At 54.9% G+C, this 16,238-nt stretch carries 16 protein-coding genes; 10 read left to right on the forward strand and 6 right to left on the reverse strand.

Going from position 1 to position 16,238, the window contains the following annotated elements:
* Positions 1–198: 198 nt before the first annotated feature.
* The 3 genes from pitA (at position 199) to AAER43_RS21570 (ending at position 2,645) form a co-directional block, all read left to right on the forward strand.
* The gene (gene pitA / locus AAER43_RS21560) at positions 199–1,698 is read left to right on the forward strand and encodes an inorganic phosphate transporter PitA (RefSeq protein ID WP_023337922.1); all 1,500 of its coding nucleotides are present in this window, start codon (positions 199–201) and stop codon (positions 1,696–1,698) included.
* Between the two features lie 172 nt (positions 1,699–1,870).
* Complete coding sequence (locus tag AAER43_RS21565) at positions 1,871–2,260, forward strand: polymorphic toxin type 44 domain-containing protein (RefSeq protein ID WP_050861826.1); 390 nt, start codon at positions 1,871–1,873, stop codon at positions 2,258–2,260.
* Entirely contained in the window at positions 2,238–2,645 is a 408-nt protein-coding gene (locus AAER43_RS21570) for a hypothetical protein (protein ID WP_050861825.1), read from the forward strand. Before AAER43_RS21565 ends, AAER43_RS21570 begins: the two co-directional genes overlap by 23 nt.
* Before the next feature lie 38 nt (positions 2,646–2,683).
* On the opposite strand, the gene uspB is transcribed toward AAER43_RS21570, so the two are convergent.
* Complete coding sequence (gene uspB / locus AAER43_RS21575) at positions 2,684–3,019, reverse strand: universal stress protein UspB (protein WP_003861224.1); 336 nt, start codon at positions 3,017–3,019, stop codon at positions 2,684–2,686.
* Between the two features lie 283 nt (positions 3,020–3,302).
* Here uspB and uspA point away from each other — a divergent pair, with 283 nt between their 5' ends.
* A complete protein-coding gene (gene uspA, locus AAER43_RS21580; RefSeq protein WP_003861223.1) occupies positions 3,303–3,740 on the forward strand; it encodes a universal stress protein UspA in 438 nt (145 codons plus the stop codon).
* Positions 3,741–3,837: 97 nt separating this feature from the next.
* On the opposite strand, the gene rsmJ is transcribed toward uspA, so the two are convergent.
* Entirely contained in the window at positions 3,838–4,590 is a 753-nt protein-coding gene (gene rsmJ, locus AAER43_RS21585; RefSeq protein WP_023331524.1) for a 16S rRNA (guanine(1516)-N(2))-methyltransferase RsmJ, read from the reverse strand.
* Between the two features lie 6 nt (positions 4,591–4,596).
* Positions 4,597–6,639 carry an oligopeptidase A gene (prlC, locus tag AAER43_RS21590; RefSeq protein WP_050861824.1) on the reverse strand — a complete coding sequence of 681 codons (2,043 nt, stop codon included), beginning with the start codon at positions 6,637–6,639 and terminating at the stop codon, positions 4,597–4,599.
* 206 nt (positions 6,640–6,845) lie between these two features.
* On the opposite strand from prlC, the gene AAER43_RS21595 reads away from it, so the two are divergent.
* The 3 genes from AAER43_RS21595 (at position 6,846) to AAER43_RS21605 (ending at position 10,947) form a co-directional block, all read left to right on the forward strand.
* Positions 6,846–7,688: a 23S rRNA (adenine(2030)-N(6))-methyltransferase RlmJ gene (locus AAER43_RS21595; protein ID WP_057057853.1), complete on the forward strand. Its 843-nt coding sequence runs from the start codon at positions 6,846–6,848 to the stop codon at positions 7,686–7,688.
* A 71-nt stretch (positions 7,689–7,759) separates the two neighbouring features.
* Positions 7,760–9,112 carry a glutathione-disulfide reductase gene (gene gorA, locus AAER43_RS21600; protein WP_050861823.1) on the forward strand — a complete coding sequence of 451 codons (1,353 nt, stop codon included), beginning with the start codon at positions 7,760–7,762 and terminating at the stop codon, positions 9,110–9,112.
* Between the two features lie 185 nt (positions 9,113–9,297).
* The gene (locus AAER43_RS21605; RefSeq protein ID WP_014885585.1) at positions 9,298–10,947 is read left to right on the forward strand and encodes an alpha,alpha-trehalase; all 1,650 of its coding nucleotides are present in this window, start codon (positions 9,298–9,300) and stop codon (positions 10,945–10,947) included.
* A 62-nt stretch (positions 10,948–11,009) separates the two neighbouring features.
* On the opposite strand, the gene AAER43_RS21610 is transcribed toward AAER43_RS21605, so the two are convergent.
* Positions 11,010–12,599 (reverse strand): STY4199 family HEPN domain-containing protein, encoded by a 1,590-nt coding sequence (locus tag AAER43_RS21610; RefSeq protein ID WP_014885586.1) that lies wholly within the window; start codon positions 12,597–12,599, stop codon positions 11,010–11,012.
* Positions 12,600–12,745: 146 nt separating this feature from the next.
* Here AAER43_RS21610 and AAER43_RS21615 point away from each other — a divergent pair, with 146 nt between their 5' ends.
* Entirely contained in the window at positions 12,746–13,285 is a 540-nt protein-coding gene (locus tag AAER43_RS21615) for a GNAT family protein (protein ID WP_047027097.1), read from the forward strand.
* Positions 13,286–13,356: 71 nt separating this feature from the next.
* The gene (locus tag AAER43_RS21620; protein ID WP_050861822.1) at positions 13,357–13,695 is read left to right on the forward strand and encodes a lysozyme; all 339 of its coding nucleotides are present in this window, start codon (positions 13,357–13,359) and stop codon (positions 13,693–13,695) included.
* Here the strand turns inward: AAER43_RS21620 and AAER43_RS21625 are convergent.
* Together AAER43_RS21625 and AAER43_RS21630 are read right to left on the reverse strand one after the other, a co-directional pair.
* Positions 13,674–14,276 (reverse strand): response regulator transcription factor, encoded by a 603-nt coding sequence (locus AAER43_RS21625; RefSeq protein WP_014885589.1) that lies wholly within the window; start codon positions 14,274–14,276, stop codon positions 13,674–13,676. The genes AAER43_RS21620 and AAER43_RS21625 overlap by 22 nt on opposite strands.
* Positions 14,277–14,449: 173 nt before the next feature.
* Positions 14,450–15,208, reverse strand: a complete 759-nt coding sequence (locus AAER43_RS21630) for an SDR family oxidoreductase (protein ID WP_057057852.1) — start codon at positions 15,206–15,208, stop codon at positions 14,450–14,452.
* Positions 15,209–15,327: 119 nt separating this feature from the next.
* On the opposite strand from AAER43_RS21630, the gene AAER43_RS21635 reads away from it, so the two are divergent.
* Positions 15,328–16,227 carry a LysR family transcriptional regulator gene (locus AAER43_RS21635; protein WP_050861821.1) on the forward strand — a complete coding sequence of 300 codons (900 nt, stop codon included), beginning with the start codon at positions 15,328–15,330 and terminating at the stop codon, positions 16,225–16,227.
* The last annotated feature ends 11 nt before the right edge of the window (positions 16,228–16,238 follow it).

The following is a 16,238-nucleotide window of genomic DNA, read 5'->3' on the forward strand; positions in this document are numbered from 1 at the left end:
TTGTAAAGTTTCCTCTGTGGTCACACCAGCGTAAAAAGTTCTTACAAAGCCATTCCATTGAAATTTAACGATTATCCCTTCAAGCACTTTTCTCAAATCAGGTGGTATGTCAAAAAAAGTCTATATTTCACTTTGCCCGTTGCGCATTTGTCCTGGATAATGCGCCGCGTTCATGTCCTCAAAATGGCGTAACGTCCTATGCTACATTTGTTTGCCGGCCTGGATTTACATACCGGGCTTTTATTATTGCTTGCTCTGGTTTTTGTACTGTTTTACGAAGCGATCAACGGCTTCCACGACACTGCAAACGCAGTAGCAACGGTTATCTACACTCGCGCAATGCGATCGCAACTTGCGGTTGTTATGGCGGCGGTATTTAACTTTTTTGGTGTCCTTCTGGGCGGACTGAGCGTGGCGTATGCGATCGTGCATATGTTGCCAACGGATCTGCTGCTTAACGTGAGTTCCGGTCATGGCCTTGCCATGGTGTTCTCAATGCTGCTTGCTGCCATTATCTGGAACCTCGGTACCTGGTATTTTGGCCTGCCTGCATCCAGCTCTCACACTCTCATCGGCGCGATTATCGGTATCGGGTTAACGAACGCCCTGATGACCGGGACATCCGTCGTTGATGCGCTGAACCTGCCTAAAGTACTGGGCATTTTCGGTTCTCTGATCATCTCTCCAATTGTGGGTCTGGTGGTTGCGGGTGGATTGATTTTCATCCTGCGTCGCTACTGGAGCAACACCAAGAAACGTGCGCGCATCCACCTGACGCCAGCAGAGCGTGAGAAGAAAGACGGTAAGAAAAAACCGCCATTCTGGACGCGTATCGCGCTGATCATTTCCGCTATCGGCGTGGCCTTCTCTCATGGCGCGAACGATGGGCAGAAAGGCATTGGTCTGGTGATGCTGGTACTGATCGGTGTCGCACCGGCAGGTTTCGTGGTTAACATGAACGCCTCTGGTTACGAAATCACCCGTACCCGTGATGCCGTCAACAACGTTGAGACCTATTTCCAGCAGCATCCCGATCTGCTGAAAAAAGCGACCGGCGTTGATCAGCTGATCCCATCTCCGGAAGCCGGTGCAACTACCGCGCCGGGCGAATTCCACTGCCATCCGGCAAACGCGATTAACGCGCTGGAACGCGCCAAAGGCATGCTGGGCGATATCGAAAGCTACGACAAACTGGCCGTTGAACAGCGTGGTCAGCTGCGTCGTATCATGCTCTGCATCTCTGACGTGACCGATAAAGTCGCGAAACTGCCAGAGGTGAATGCCGACGACAAACGTCTTCTGAAGAAACTGAAAAGCGATATGCTCAACACCATTGAGTACGCGCCAATCTGGATCATCATGGCCGTCGCGCTGGCACTGGGTATCGGTACAATGATTGGCTGGCGTCGTGTGGCAACCACCATCGGCGAGAAGATCGGTAAGAAAGGCATGACCTATGCGCAGGGGATGTCCGCGCAGATGACGGCGGCGGTTTCTATCGGCCTGGCGAGCTACACCGGGATGCCGGTATCCACCACCCACGTACTCTCCTCGTCCGTGGCAGGTACCATGATTGTTGACGGTGGCGGTCTGCAGCGCAAAACCGTGACCAACATCCTGATGGCCTGGGTGTTCACCCTTCCGGCGTCCATCCTGCTGTCTGGTGGTCTGTACTGGATTTCGCTGAAGCTGATCTAATCAGCTGAAGGCGACAAAAAGCGGGTCAGGAAACTGACCCGCTTTTTTTATGGCTATCGGTTTACTGAAAACCTTACAACCCTAAGAAAAACCTGAACATTTTTTGTACATCACCGCCCGTGGCGAGTCACTATCATTCCGGTCAGGATAAATTCTGCATATCGGAGAGTGTATGGCTTCTGTTCCAATTCCTGGCCCTGGATCAATCGTTATCGCAAACAACATGCGTGAAGCGCGTGAACATGGAATGTCCCGTAATATGGCCACACCATCAACCTATTACTGGTTTTATCAAAAAGTCCGAAACGGTGGTCCTTGGGATTACAAAAAATTCGATCCCTATTTCGCTGCGTTTGGTAATTTCAACTTTGGAGCCGCCGGGACTGCCGCGGGTATCCCTGCAAATATCCTATTGATGGGCGCAGGATGGGCTCAGGGAAGAGCAGGAACCTCAAAACCCGAATGGGGAAAATGGTATGAAAAACCACCTTACGGTGACGATCCGACAGACCAGCGCAATATCAGAGAAGGGATAAATTATGCCATTCAGAACGGTTATTAAATGGCTTCATCGGCTCACCACACTGGCGCTGCTCATTATGGTCATCGGCTTCGCGTGGCTAAACCATCAGCCCAACCCACGTGAAAGCGATAAACTTCTCCGGACTTACAAGATTTCGAATTCCGTCTGGCTCTATATGACCGCGAACGACCAGGGTGGCGCGACCGTACCTACGATTTACCGATATTATTTGTCGCATGCGTTAAAAGGTAAGGACGCTGACATTGTCCAGCAGCTTTCGACAAAATCGCCGGTTCTGGAGGGGACAGGCAGCATTTCTGAAGCACGGATAAACGAAAAGGGCGAAGTGGCCATTACCTACAGCGGTAAAGTATTCTCTCTGCATGAGAACGTTTCTGACCTTCGATTCACGATAAAACCGTAACCCCAGAAAAGGCGAGGGCAACCTCGCCTTTTCTGTGCTCAGTGCCAAATCATCAATGCAATCATACTGACCACAACCAGCCCGCACAGGGCGCTGGTCAGAATGAACTGCCGACGCAGACGCTCGCAGCGACGGATAAACTCTTCATCGTGATGATCGCGGTAACGCTGGTAGTAGATGTATCCCACCAGTCGCATCTGTTTGCTGGGCTGTCCATGCGAGGTGAAGAACCCTCCACCGTCCACATACTGATAAAGCAACGGATCGCAACCACGAAGTACCACTAACAGCGCACGTAACGATGAGAAGTAGCGCGCCATATTCACTATGCAAACTACGCATAACGCCCAAAACAATGCGACGGTGCTAATCATACATCCTCCCCGGCGTCCGCCCACGGAGCAAGGCTCCTGAGCTCCCGCACCCCAATGCCCTGACAGACAGTTCAGTGAAAGAATGACCAAAAGTCGATCCGGTTCGCGTTTTAATATCCGAACGGCTCATTAAATAGTGTAGGAGATCCGTTAATTTTTTTGCCACAAGGTTAATCGTTATCAACACCAAAGCTTGAAAAATATGTTTAACTGGGCCGTAATGAAAGTATCAGACGACGGCATTCTCATTTAGTCATCGATAACTTAAGGAAGGAGTAACACTATGGCTTACAAACACATTCTCATCGCGGTAGACCTCTCTCCGGAGAGCAAAGTGCTGGTTGATAAAGCGGTATCCATGGCACGCCCCTACAACGCGAAAGTTTCCCTGATTCACGTTGATGTGAATTACTCCGACCTCTATACCGGTCTGATCGACGTGAATCTCGGCGATATGCAGAAGCGCATCTCCGAAGAGACGCATCACGCCCTGAGCGAACTGTCCACCAACGCGGGCTACCCGATTACCGAGACCCTGAGCGGCAGCGGCGACCTGGGTCAGGTATTGGTTGATGCGATTAAGAAATATGACATGGACCTGGTCGTATGCGGTCACCACCAGGACTTCTGGAGCAAGCTGATGTCGTCCGCGCGCCAGCTGATCAACACCGTTCACGTGGATATGCTGATTGTTCCACTGCGTGACGAAGAAGACGAGTAAGTGCGTTAAATTCCCCTCACCCTAACCCTCTCCCAAAGGGAGAAGGAATAGATCGAGGATGTAGGCCGGGTAAGGCGAAGCCGCCACCCGGCTTTTTTTATTCCGGTGTACCTGAATAGATATCAAACCGGTGCCCTTTCGTGGTCACCGCGTTAGTCGTGGCCACGTCCGCCAGCGGCGGCGCGTAGTCAGGGCGCTTCACCACCACCCGCTTCGTCGCGAGCTGTCTGGCAGGCTCCAGCAGACCATCTGCATCTAAATCCGGCCCCACCAGCGACTGAAACACCCGCATCTCTTTCTTCACCAGCGCACTTTTCTGCTTATGCGGGAACATCGGGTCGAGATAGACCACCTGCGGGCGCGGGGTGATATCAGTGAGCGCCGTCAGGCTGGAGGCGTGGATCAACTGCAACCGCTCCTGCAGCCACGGGCCGATTTCCGGGTCCGCGTAGCCACGCGTCAGCCCGTCGTCGAGCAATGCGGCGACCACCGGGTTACGCTCCAGCATTCGCACACGACAGCCAACAGACGCCAGCACAAACGCATCGCGACCCAGCCCCGCCGTGGCATCGACCACGTCCGGAAGATAGTTCCCTTTAATGCCCACCGCTTTGGCCACCGCCTCGCCGCGACCGCCGCCGAACTTGCGCCGGTGCGCCATCGCACCGCCGACAAAATCGACAAAAATCCCGCCGAGTTTCGCTTCGTCGCGCTTACGTAATTCAAGATGCTTCGGTGTCATCACCAGCGCCATCAGGTTATCTTCATCGTGCTCCAGCCCCCAGCGGGCCGCCAGAACAGATAAGGCGCCGTCTCCGGCGCCTGTTTCATCCACTAAGCAGATTTTCACGAACTATCAGCCTTTGATCCCGTAATGCTCAAGCATCGCATCCAGCTGCGGCTCGCGGCCACGGAAGCGTTTGAACAGTACCATTGGCTCCTCAGAACCGCCGCGGGTCAGGATGTTATCGAGGAACGACTGGCCGGTTTCACGGTTGAAGATCCCCTCTTCTTCGAAGCGGGAGAAAGCATCCGCTGCCAGCACGTCGGCCCACAGGTAGCTGTAGTAACCTGCCGCATAGCCGCCTGCGAAGATGTGACTGAACGCATGCGGGAAGCGGCCCCAGGTTGGCCCAGGGATCACAGCAACCTGCTTTTTAATCTCGGCCAGCGTTTCGAGGATTTTCGCCCCTTGTTCCGGGCTAAACTCGGCGTGCAGACGGAAATCAAACAGGCCGAACTCCAGTTGACGCAGGATGAACATCGCTGCCTGGTAGTTCTTGGCCGCCAGCATTTTATCCAGCAGCTCTTTCGGCAGCGGTTCGCCGGTCTCATAGTGACCAGAGATAAACGCCAGCGCGTCCGGCTCCCAGCACCAGTTTTCCATAAACTGGCTTGGCAGCTCGACCGCATCCCACGGTACCCCGCTGATGCCAGCCACACCTGCGGTTTCGATGCGGGTCAGCATGTGATGCAGACCGTGACCGAACTCGTGGAACAGGGTGATCACTTCGTCGTGAGTGAACAGCGCAGGTTTGCCATTCACCGGGCGGTTAAAGTTACAGGTCAGGTAAGCGACAGGCTTTTGCAGGGAACCGTCGGCTTTACGCATCTGGCCGACGCAGTCATCCATCCACGCTCCGCCACGCTTATTCTCACGCGCGTAGAGATCAAGGTAGAAGCTGCCGCGCAGCTCATTCTTGTCGTCATACAATTCGAAGAAGCGCACGTCCGGATGCCAGACGTCGATATCGGTTCGCTCTTTGGCTGTGATGCCGTAGATGCGCTTCACCACTTCGAACAGGCCGTTAACGGCTTTGTTTTCAGGGAAGTACGGGCGCAGCTGCTCGTCGCTGATGCTGTAAAGATGCTGCTTCTGTTTTTCGCTGTAGTACGCAATATCCCACGGCTGCAGCTCGTCCACGCCGAACTCCGCTTTCGCAAAAGCACGCAGCTGAGCCAGCTCTTTCTCACCCTGAGGACGGGCGCGTTTTGCCAGATCGGTCAGGAAGTCGAGCACCTGCTGTGGGTTCTCCGCCATTTTGGTGGCGAGGGATTTGTCGGCGTAGTTTTCGAAGCCCAGCAGCTGTGCCAGCTCGTGACGCAGGGCGAGGATTTCCGCCATCACCGGGCTGTTGTCCCACTTACCGGCATTCGGCCCCTGATCGGAGGCGCGCGTGCTGTAGGCGCGGTACATCTCTTCACGCAGGGCCTGGTTGTCGCAGTAGGTCATTACCGGCAGGTAGCTTGGGATATCCAGCGTTAACAGATAGCCTTCCTGCTCTTTCGCTTCGGCCTGCGCTTTCGCTGCTGCCAGCGCGCTTTCCGGCATCCCGGCCAGCTCGGATTCATCGGTAATCAGCTTCGTCCAGCCCATGGTGGCGTCGAGGACGTTGTTGCTGTACTGGTTGCCCAGCTCGGACAGGCGCGCGGCGATTTCACCGTAGCGAACCTGCTTCTCTTTTGGCAGACCAATCCCGGACAGCTCGAAATCACGCAGGGCGTTATCGACCGTTTTTTTCTGCGCCGTGTTCAGCTCGGCGTAATGGTCGCCGTCACGCAGATCGCGATACGCTTTGTATAGTCCTTCGTGTTGGCCGACCCAGGTGCTGTACTCCGAGAGCAGCGGCAGGGTCTGTTCATAAGCCTCGCGCAGTTCCGGGCTGTTTTTCACCGAGTTCAGGTGGCTTACCGGGGAGAAGATACGCCCCAGCACGTCGTCCACTTCGGCCAGCGGCTGACACAGATTTTCCCAGGTGTACGGTGCGCCCTGCGCCACCACGCTTTCTACCGCCGCGCGGCAGTTGTCCAGCGATTGCGTAACGGCTGGAACCACATGCTCAGGGAGGATTTTAGAAAACGGCGGCAACGAAAAAGGCGTCAGTAATGGATTGGTCATAAGCGCTGTCCTGTTGAAATAGGTGAATGAAGCGCGCATCCGGCGCTGTGCATATCATTAATTAATGGGGTTAAGTGTAGAGGATTTCAATGCCGGACGTCGTGGAAAAGCGCCCGGTGGCGCTGCGCTTACCGGGCCTGCGGGTAATCTGTGCCGTTCTGCTGTAAACTGTGGCAAATCGTCAATTCAGCGGAAAATCATTACCCATGCTCAGTTATCGCCACAGCTTCCACGCTGGCAACCATGCCGACGTCCTCAAACACACCGTTCAGAGCCTGATCATTGAATCGCTCAAAGAGAAAGAGAAGCCGTTTCTCTATCTGGACACCCACGCGGGCGCGGGCCGTTATCAGCTGAGCGGCGAGCATGCCGAGCGTACCGGTGAATATCTGGAAGGGATCGCCCGCATCTGGCAGCAGGACGACCTGCCAGCCGAACTGGAACCGTACATCGGCGTGGTGAACCACTTCAACCGCAACGGCCAGCTGCGCTACTACCCAGGCTCACCGCTGATTGCCCGCCAGCTGCTGCGCGAGCAGGACAGCATTCAGCTGACCGAACTGCATCCGAGCGATTTCCCGCTGTTGCGCTCTGAATTTCAGAAAGATAATCGCGCCCGCGTGGAGAAAGCCGACGGCTACCAGCAGCTGAAAGCCAAACTGCCGCCCGTTTCCCGCCGCGGCCTGGTGCTGATCGATCCGCCGTACGAAATCAAAACCGACTATCAGGCGGTGGTGACCGGCATCCACGAAGGCTACAAACGTTTTGCCACCGGCACTTACGCCCTGTGGTACCCGGTGGTGCTGCGCGCGCAAATCAAATGCATGATCAAAGATCTGGAAGCGACCGGGATCCGCAAAATCCTCCAGATTGAGCTGGCCGTGCGCCCGGACAGCGACCAGCGCGGCATGACCGCCTCCGGCATGATTGTGATTAACCCGCCGTGGAAGCTCGAAGCGCAGATGAACAACGTACTGCCGTGGCTGCACAAAACGCTGGTGCCAGCGGGTACAGGCCACGCCACCGTCAGCTGGATCGTGCCGGAGTAATCGCAGCCATCGGTGGAAACTATTGATTTCAGGTATACAATCGCGGCAATTCACGATTAAGGATAAAAGCTATGACTAAGCATTATGACTACATCGCAATCGGCGGCGGCAGCGGTGGCATCGCCTCCATCAACCGCGCGGCCATGTATGGCCAGAAATGTGCGCTGATCGAAGCTAAAGCGCTGGGCGGCACCTGCGTGAACGTGGGTTGTGTACCGAAGAAGGTGATGTGGCACGCGGCGCAAATCCGCGAAGCTATCCATATGTACGGCCCGGATTACGGCTTTGAAACCACCCTCAATCACTTTGACTGGGACAAGCTGATCGCCAGCCGTACCGCCTACATCGACCGTATTCACACCTCCTACGACAACGTGCTGGGTAAGAACAACGTCGATGTGATCCACGGCTTTGCCCGCTTTGTGGATGCGAAAACGATCGAAGTGAACGGTGAGACGATCACCGCCGATCATATCCTGATCGCCACCGGCGGTCGTCCGAGCCACCCGGACATTCCGGGCGTGGAATACGGCATCGACTCAGACGGTTTCTTTGAACTGCCTGCGCTGCCTAAGCGCGTTGCCGTGGTTGGCGCGGGTTACATTGCGGTAGAGCTGGCGGGCGTGATCAACGGCCTTGGCGCGGAAGCGCACCTGTTTGTGCGTAAACACGCGCCGCTGCGCAGCTTTGACCCGCTGATTGTCGAGACGCTGGTTGAAGTCATGAACGCTGAAGGCCCAACACTCCACACCCACGCGGTGCCGAAAGCGGTAGTGAAAAATGCGGACGGCAGCCTGACGCTGGAGCTGGAAGATGGCCGCAGCCAGACCGTCGACTGCCTGATCTGGGCGATTGGTCGTGAACCAGCGAATGACAACTTTAACCTGGCCGTGACCGGCGTGAAAACCGACGAAAAAGGTTATATCGTCGTCGATAAGTTCCAGAACACCAGCGTACCGGGCATTTACGCAGTTGGCGATAACACCGGTGCCGTAGAGCTGACCCCGGTGGCCGTTGCGGCGGGACGTCGTCTCTCCGAACGTCTGTTTAACAACAAGCCTGACGAGCATCTCGATTACACCAACATCCCGACCGTGGTCTTCAGCCATCCGCCCATCGGCACCGTTGGCTTAACCGAGCCGCAGGCGCGCGAGCAGTATGGCGACGACCAGGTGAAAGTGTATAAATCCGCGTTCACCGCGATGTATACCGCCGTCACCTCTCACCGTCAGCCATGCCGCATGAAGCTGGTCTGCGTGGGCCCGGACGAGAAGATTGTGGGTATCCACGGCATTGGCTTCGGCATGGATGAGATCCTGCAGGGCTTCGCCGTGGCGCTGAAAATGGGCGCGACCAAGAAAGACTTCGACAACACCGTGGCAATCCATCCGACCGCCGCGGAAGAATTTGTTACCATGCGTTAAGGCAGAAGCCCCTCCCCGGAGGGGCTTTTTTTATTCACATTCATAAATCGTTGCAAAACGAATGCTCCGAAAATAGTGATCTACCGCACATTTCCCTCCCCATCTACCGAAGCGAATGTCTACGCTTATAAGACGCCCGGAAAAAAACTGTCTTTAAGTACACACAACCGGAGGTCCCTATCACCATGTTCAACCAGAAACTACAGGCTACCGAGAATATCGAATTCGAGATCGCAGAAGAGCTGCGCTACGAGACCGATCCCTGCGAGTTGAAACTGGATGAAATGATTGAGGCGGAGCCGGAACCCGAAATGATCGAGGGGCTACCCGCCTCCGATGCCCTGACGCCCGCCGATCGCTATCTGGAACTGTTCGAGCATGTTCAGTCCACACGCCTGTTCGCGGACAGCAAAACCTTCCCTGACTGCGCGCCGAAGATGGACCCGCTGGATATCCTGATCCGCTATCGTAAAGTGAAACGTCACCGGGATTTCGACCTGCGCCAGTTTGTAGAGAACCACTTCTGGCTACCGGCCACCTACGGCACGGAATATGTTTCTGACCCCGGTCTGTCGCTAAAAGAGCACATTGACAGTCTGTGGCCGGTGCTGACGCGCGAACCGCAGGACCATATCCCCTGGTCCTCTCTGCTGGTGTTACCGCAGGCCTATATTGTGCCCGGCGGGCGATTCAGTGAGACCTATTACTGGGACTCCTATTTCTCCATGCTGGGGCTGGCGGAGAGCGGACGTAACGACCTGCTGAAGTGTATGGCGGATAACTTCGCGTGGCTGATCGAACGCTACGGGCATATCCCAAACGGTAACCGTACCTATTACCTCAGCCGCTCTCAGCCGCCGGTCTTTGCCCTGATGGTCGAGTTGTTTGAAGAGGACGGGGTACGCGGCGCGAAGCGTTACCTTGAGCACCTCAAGATGGAGCACGCCTTCTGGATGGACGGTGCCGAGTCGCTGCTGCTTAATCAGGCCTATCGCAGCGCGGTACGTATGCCGGATGGATCATTGCTCAACCGCTACTGGGACGACCGCGACACGCCCCGGGACGAATCGTGGATTGAGGACGTAGAAACGGCCCGTCACTCCGGACGTCCGCCAAACGAAGTGTATCGTGACTTGCGCGCGGGTGCAGCCTCAGGCTGGGATTACTCCTCCCGCTGGCTGCGTGAGCCTGGCCGACTGGCCAGCATTCGCACCACGCAGTTTATCCCGATCGATTTGAATGCCTTCCTGTTCAAGCTGGAGAGTACTATCGCCAATATCTCGGCGTCGAAAGGGGATAAAGAGACCGCTGAACTGTTCCATCAGAAGGCCAGCGATCGCCGCGCCGCGATTAACCGCTACCTCTGGGATGAAGAAAGCGGCTGCTATCGCGACTATGACTGGCGCCGCGAAGTGATGGCGCTGTTCTCTGCCGCGAGCATTGTGCCGCTGTACGTCGGTATGGCCACGCATGAACAGGCCGATCGACTGTCGGATGCGGTGAAAACGCGACTGCTGACGCCGGGTGGGATTCTGGCAACCGAGTATGAAACCGGCGAGCAGTGGGATAAACCCAACGGCTGGGCCCCGCTGCAGTGGATGGCCATTCAGGGGTTCAAGCAGTATGGCAATGACTCACTGGGCGATGAGATCGCCTGGAGCTGGCTGCAGACGGTGAATCATTTTTATAAGACCCACCACAAGCTGATTGAGAAGTATCATATCGCCAGCAGTACGCCACGCGAGGGGGGCGGGGGTGAGTATCCCCTTCAGGACGGCTTCGGCTGGACCAACGGCGTAGTGCGACGGCTGATAGGGTTGTATGGGGAGCCTTGAGTGGGGTGCGGTCTGGTGCCCTCACCCCGGCCCTCTCCCACAATAGGGAGAGGATAAAGGAATCAGCGGATAACCTCATAAATGGCAGTCTGAATAGACTGCCATTTTTTCGTGGTGGCATCCGGTTGCGACTGCGCACGCCGCGTAGCCATATCCAGATCGTGCTGCTGGCGCTTCACCACGGCGGGCACGGTGCAGAACGCTTTGAGATACGCTTTACGCACTGAGGTCAGGGATTCACCGTTCGACATCGCGTGGCTGAGCGTGTTGATAAAGCGACGGCATGGCTTCTCTTCCGTCATGTTCCGTCGGTAGCGCAGCATGAGTTCCAGCACGTCGTCATGGCCTGCCGACATCGCCTCTTCGGTCCATGACAGCTTCCAGTCCATCCCGCCCTGCAAAAAGAGCTGCGCGACACGGGTATCGTTGCGATTAATCGCTGAACGGAAATTATTGTCGTCCCAGGTCACCCCCATGCGGGTCAGCGTCTCGCGCGCAGAAGGGGTTTCGCGCATATCTTTCGGCGGAGCCGCTTGCGCAGTGTGTTCGGCCGACGACTGCGGTTTGCTGCTGGTCACCAGCCAGAAGCCGCCCACCAGGATGGCGATTACCATCACGCCAACCGCGCCCCATAACGCACCGGAGATAAGCTGCTCACGCTGTTCGGGCGTGCGCGGCGCGCGCTGGGTCGGCTTTTCAATCGTGTCACGAACCTCAAACAGATCGCCCCCGGTAACCCGATCCATTTTCTGCGCCTTTTCCCAGAAAGTGTGCAGTTCACTGGCGTCCACCGCCATCAATCCGGCCGGGTTGACGCGCGTTCTCCCCTCTTCGAATGCACGTTGAACCGGTCGGGATATCTGCATGTAGTAGTTATCCAGCAGCTGAATTTGCGCCGAACTTAACGTTTTCTGAACCGTGATGTTGTTGCGAATTTGCCGAATATCATCAAGGAAGGTTTGCAGCGTTTTACGCGGTTCTACCAGGAGCGTCAGCATGGCAGGATCGTTAAACAGCGAGGCGTAATACCGGCTGAACTCTTTTTTATCCACCAGCATCTGCGCCAGTTCACTGAACATCATCCCACTCAGGATATCGTTGATCTCCCCGAGCTTCAGCCAGCGTCTTACCCGGTCGGCATTAAATAAGGTCTTGAGATGATTATTGAGCCGCACCTGATCGGGCCAGGCCTGCTGAATAAGTCCTTTAATCATCAGCTCAATGGCGCGAACCTGCTTGTGCGCCTGCTGTTGCTGCAGTTCGCTACCCGTTGCCAGCTCCGTGCTGTAAGTCAGCAACGGCTGCTGCAAACGAAGATGTTCCAGCGTGGTCACAAAGCGCATCGCCGCAATCAGCTGGTTTTCGCTGACATCCTGCCCGCTTTCATACTGTGGAACGCGCTGCTGCAGCAGGCGCAGCTGCAGCGTAAATTCCGACATCTCGGCATCATTCAGATTGAGCGTCTTCGCAACGGCTGCCCATCCCCCGAGCGCTAAACGTGCGCTATCCAGTTGTTCCAGGAGCCAGCGTGGATCTTTTCCCTCAGAAACATGTACATTCAGGAGAAGCAAAATTTCAACCGACGCCTGGCGAATGACCGCCAGACAGTGTTCAAACTGTTCGCGAATATGATGTGATGTGCTGAGAGTCATTGTTTTCCTTAAGCGACAACGAAGACATCAGGAATGGGCACTTATGGCCATTTTTCTTTTATTTATACATGCTTAACCATACCTGACTTTCTGTTGAAATAAAGTGACAACCCTAAAATCATTAAAAATGTTTCAGGAGAATCTTAATGCCGGTTTTAATGACTTCACGCCTGAACTGCTCGCCTCTGCAGGAGCATGACTGGCCCTTTTTTCTGGCGTTGCAGCAACATCCTGACGTGATGCGCTTTGTGGCGGAAGACCGTCCCGTTGCCGCGATTCGTGAGGCGTTTGATTCTCGTCTGCCCCTCTGGACGCCGGGCAGCACGCACTGGCTGTGTCTCGTCGTCCGTGATGCCACCTCTCAGGCACCGCTGGGCGTGACCGGGTATATTCATCGTGAGGACGATTGCGCTGAAGTGGGCTTTCTTTTTGCACCCGAGGCGCAGGGGAAAGGTTACGGTTTCGAATCCCTGAGGGCGCTTTGCGATTACGCCTTTCGTGAGGGCGGACTACGTCGGCTCACCGCCACCGTCACGGCGGGAAATATCGCCTCCAGACGTCTGCTGGAAAAAGCCCACTTTCGTCTGGAGGGGGAGCTTCGCGAGAGCTATTACCTTTCCGGACGCTGGCAAAATGACTGGTTATTGGGTCTTTTACGGCATGAATATCTGAACCATAACGCCTGATCAACAGCCATTTGGCGGATATTTTTCATTGTTCAATTCCTCTACAGTATCGCCATTACGAGGAAATGAATATGAAAGGTCATGCGCTGAATATCTCTTATGCCGCCATTGATTTAATAAAGAAGCATCAGGGGCTTTCACTGGAGAAATATCGTGATGAAAATGGTTTGTGGGTGATCGGCTATGGACATGCGATCCATGAGGAGGACAATTTTCACGGAGGCATTACTCCGCTCCAGGCAGAATGTTTGCTTCAGGAAGATATTCAGTTATGTGAGAGGCTGCTGCGGGAAAATATAACACGCCCATTAACCCAACAGCAGCATGATGCATTGGTAGTATTGATATTCAGTTTCGCCGAGACGCCTTTACGTCTGAACGCGCTGTATCAGGCTATCGCCCGGGTATAGTACATGGCCGCCTGGGTCCGGTTTTTCACCTCCAGCCGCCGAAAAAGTGCTTCCAGATGCGCTTTTACCGTGGCCGCGCTGATGTTGAGATTGCGGCCAATCTCTTTATTTGACTCCCCCGCTGCCAGCAGTTTGAGTACCTCGCGCTGACGCTCGCTTAAACAGAGTAACGGCTGTGCTGATGATTGCTGGCTAACCCACTCCCCGGGAAAGCAGACCATCCCTCTGGACACGGAATCCAGCACGGCGGCAAACCGTTCGGGGTTAGCGTTACGGGGGATAATGGCCATCACGTTTCGCTGCATGAGCTGCTCAACCCATCTGGCCTCTTTTCTTGCCAGAACCATAATCACCCGTATCGCCGGGAAGGAATCCATAAGCTCTTCCAGGAAAGCACTCTCCTCTTCCTGGATCAAATTGCCGTCAATCATCACGATAGCAGACGGTGAAGCAGATATTTGCCCCCATAAATCGTCCGCCTGACAAGCGCCCGTTATATTTATTTCAGGAATTAACTCCTGCAGACCGTGTATCGCTCCATGAATAAATATCGACTGCCTGTCAAACATGATTACTCGCATCGTTTTTCTCCCTCTGAGAATAGCGAAGGGGGATTCTACAGAGGCAGTATTTAAGAAAAAACTCAATGAATGGAGAGGTTACAAATCCGCGAGTGGTTTTTATATTTGCCCGTACTTTGACACATCAGTTTTAAGGATTTCCTTAAGGGGTTCCCTCCCCTTAACAGCAGGCCTCACAGGAACATACCGCCTGACACCTCAATACGTTGCGCATTCATCCAGCCCAGCTTATCGCTGAGCAGTGCCGCGATGGCATCGCCGATATCGTCCGGCAACCCCACCCGCCCCAGCGCCGTCTGTGATGCCAGCATCTGATTAAGCTGCGCGTTGTCGCGAACGCGTCCACCGCCAAAGTCGGTTTCTATCGCGCCCGGCGCGATAATATTGACGGAGATACCACGCGCACCCAGCTCCTTCGCCTGATAGCGGGTCAACACTTCCATCGCCCCTTTCATCGCTGCATAGGTACCGGAGCCTGGCTGGGTAAATCGGGCCAGCCCGCTGGAGACGTTGAGGATCCGGCCTCCGTCATTCAGCAGAGGCAGCAGGCGCTGTGTCAGGAAGAAAGGCCCTTTGAAATGAATATTCATCGCCTCATCAAACTGGGCTTCCGTTGTGTCGGTATAGGGTGCATATAAACCCGTCCCGGCATTGTTCAATAAATAATCAAAGGTGTCGCGTTGCCAGACGGTCTTAAGGATTTCCTGAAGCCGCTGAGCAAACTTATCGAAGCTGGCAATATCACCGACGTTGAGCTGTAATGCTGCAGCATTCACGCCTTTTTCCTGAATTTCGCGAACAACCTCCAGTGCGTCCTGCTGATTGCTGTGGTACGTCAGAACAATTCCCGTTCCGTCTGCCGCCAGCTTCAACGCCGCGTTTTTACCCAAACCACGGCTACCACCCGTCACTAATGCGATACGTTCAGTCATCATAAACCTCGTTTTGGCTGTTATGGAGATTGAGAAAGAGCTTATTAGGTGATAGAAGATCAATAAAGAGGGTTTAAAACGCTTCACTGTTTCAACAGCAACAACAATGAGCTTCATCTATGGATAAAATTCACGCAATGCAGCTGTTTGTGCGCGTCGCGGAACTGGAAAGTTTTTCCCGTGCTGCAGAAACCTTAACGCTGCCGAAAGGCAGCGTTTCGCGGCAAATTCAGGCCCTTGAAAACCGCCTTGGCACCCAGCTGTTGCACCGGACCACGCGTCGCGTCAGCCTGACGCAGGACGGCATGGTCTATTACGAACGGGCAAAAGATCTGCTGGCAAACCTTGATGAACTGGACGGACTGTTTCAGCACGATCCCTCCACCATAAGCGGAAGGCTGCGCGTGGATATGCCCGTCGGCGTTGCTCGAAATTTAGTCATCCCCAGACTGCCGACTTTTTTGCAGCAGTACCCGGGTATTGAACTGGAACTCAGCAGCAGCGATCGTCTGGTGGATGTGATTCGCGAAGGGTTTGATTGCGTGGTCCGCGTGGGCTCCCTGAAAGATTCAGGGTTAATTGCCCGGCCGCTGGGGAAACTGTCGGTAATTAACTGTGCCAGTCCGGATTATCTGGCGCGTTTTGGCTACCCTGAAACGCTGGATGATTTGGGCTCACACGCTGTGATTCACTACGCCGCCATGCTGGGTACCCGTCCGCAGGGCTTTGAATTTTATAACGGCAGTGCAACGCAGTGGATAAAGACGGGCGGCGTATTAACCGTCAACAGCACGGAGACCTACCAGGCGGCCTGCCTTGCCGGGCTGGGCATCATTCAGGTTCCACGTGTTGGGGTACGTGATTTACTGCGGGCGAAAAAACTGATTGAGATCCTCCCGCAATATCGCGCGGAACCGATGCCCGTGTCCCTGATTTATCCCCATCGCCGCAACCTCTCCCGTCGGGTACATCTGTTCATGGAGTGGCTGACCGAACTCACAAAAGCTTACGTGGATTAGTCGCAAGCTAT

This window comes from Enterobacter sp. FUJ80071, from assembly GCF_038739915.1.
GTDB classification, from domain to species: domain Bacteria; phylum Pseudomonadota; class Gammaproteobacteria; order Enterobacterales; family Enterobacteriaceae; genus Enterobacter; species Enterobacter kobei.

What these genes read in the sequence shown, in the direction of transcription:
- pitA (WP_023337922.1), top strand. Translation starts at nt 199, where the DNA reads ATGCTACATTTGTTTGCCGGCCTGGATTTACATACCGGGCTTTTATTA.
- AAER43_RS21565 (WP_050861826.1), top strand. Translation starts at nt 1,871, where the DNA reads ATGGCTTCTGTTCCAATTCCTGGCCCTGGATCAATCGTTATCGCAAAC.
- AAER43_RS21570 (WP_050861825.1), top strand. Translation starts at nt 2,238, where the DNA reads ATGCCATTCAGAACGGTTATTAAATGGCTTCATCGGCTCACCACACTG.
- uspB (WP_003861224.1), bottom strand. Translation starts at nt 3,019, where the DNA reads ATGATTAGCACCGTCGCATTGTTTTGGGCGTTATGCGTAGTTTGCATA.
- uspA (WP_003861223.1), top strand. Translation starts at nt 3,303, where the DNA reads ATGGCTTACAAACACATTCTCATCGCGGTAGACCTCTCTCCGGAGAGC.
- prlC (WP_050861824.1), bottom strand. Translation starts at nt 6,639, where the DNA reads ATGACCAATCCATTACTGACGCCTTTTTCGTTGCCGCCGTTTTCTAAA.
- AAER43_RS21595 (WP_057057853.1), top strand. Translation starts at nt 6,846, where the DNA reads ATGCTCAGTTATCGCCACAGCTTCCACGCTGGCAACCATGCCGACGTC.
- gorA (WP_050861823.1), top strand. Translation starts at nt 7,760, where the DNA reads ATGACTAAGCATTATGACTACATCGCAATCGGCGGCGGCAGCGGTGGC.
- AAER43_RS21605 (WP_014885585.1), top strand. Translation starts at nt 9,298, where the DNA reads ATGTTCAACCAGAAACTACAGGCTACCGAGAATATCGAATTCGAGATC.
- AAER43_RS21610 (WP_014885586.1), bottom strand. Translation starts at nt 12,599, where the DNA reads ATGACTCTCAGCACATCACATCATATTCGCGAACAGTTTGAACACTGT.
- AAER43_RS21615 (WP_047027097.1), top strand. Translation starts at nt 12,746, where the DNA reads ATGCCGGTTTTAATGACTTCACGCCTGAACTGCTCGCCTCTGCAGGAG.
- AAER43_RS21620 (WP_050861822.1), top strand. Translation starts at nt 13,357, where the DNA reads ATGAAAGGTCATGCGCTGAATATCTCTTATGCCGCCATTGATTTAATA.
- AAER43_RS21625 (WP_014885589.1), bottom strand. Translation starts at nt 14,276, where the DNA reads ATGCGAGTAATCATGTTTGACAGGCAGTCGATATTTATTCATGGAGCG.
- AAER43_RS21630 (WP_057057852.1), bottom strand. Translation starts at nt 15,208, where the DNA reads ATGACTGAACGTATCGCATTAGTGACGGGTGGTAGCCGTGGTTTGGGT.
- AAER43_RS21635 (WP_050861821.1), top strand. Translation starts at nt 15,328, where the DNA reads ATGGATAAAATTCACGCAATGCAGCTGTTTGTGCGCGTCGCGGAACTG.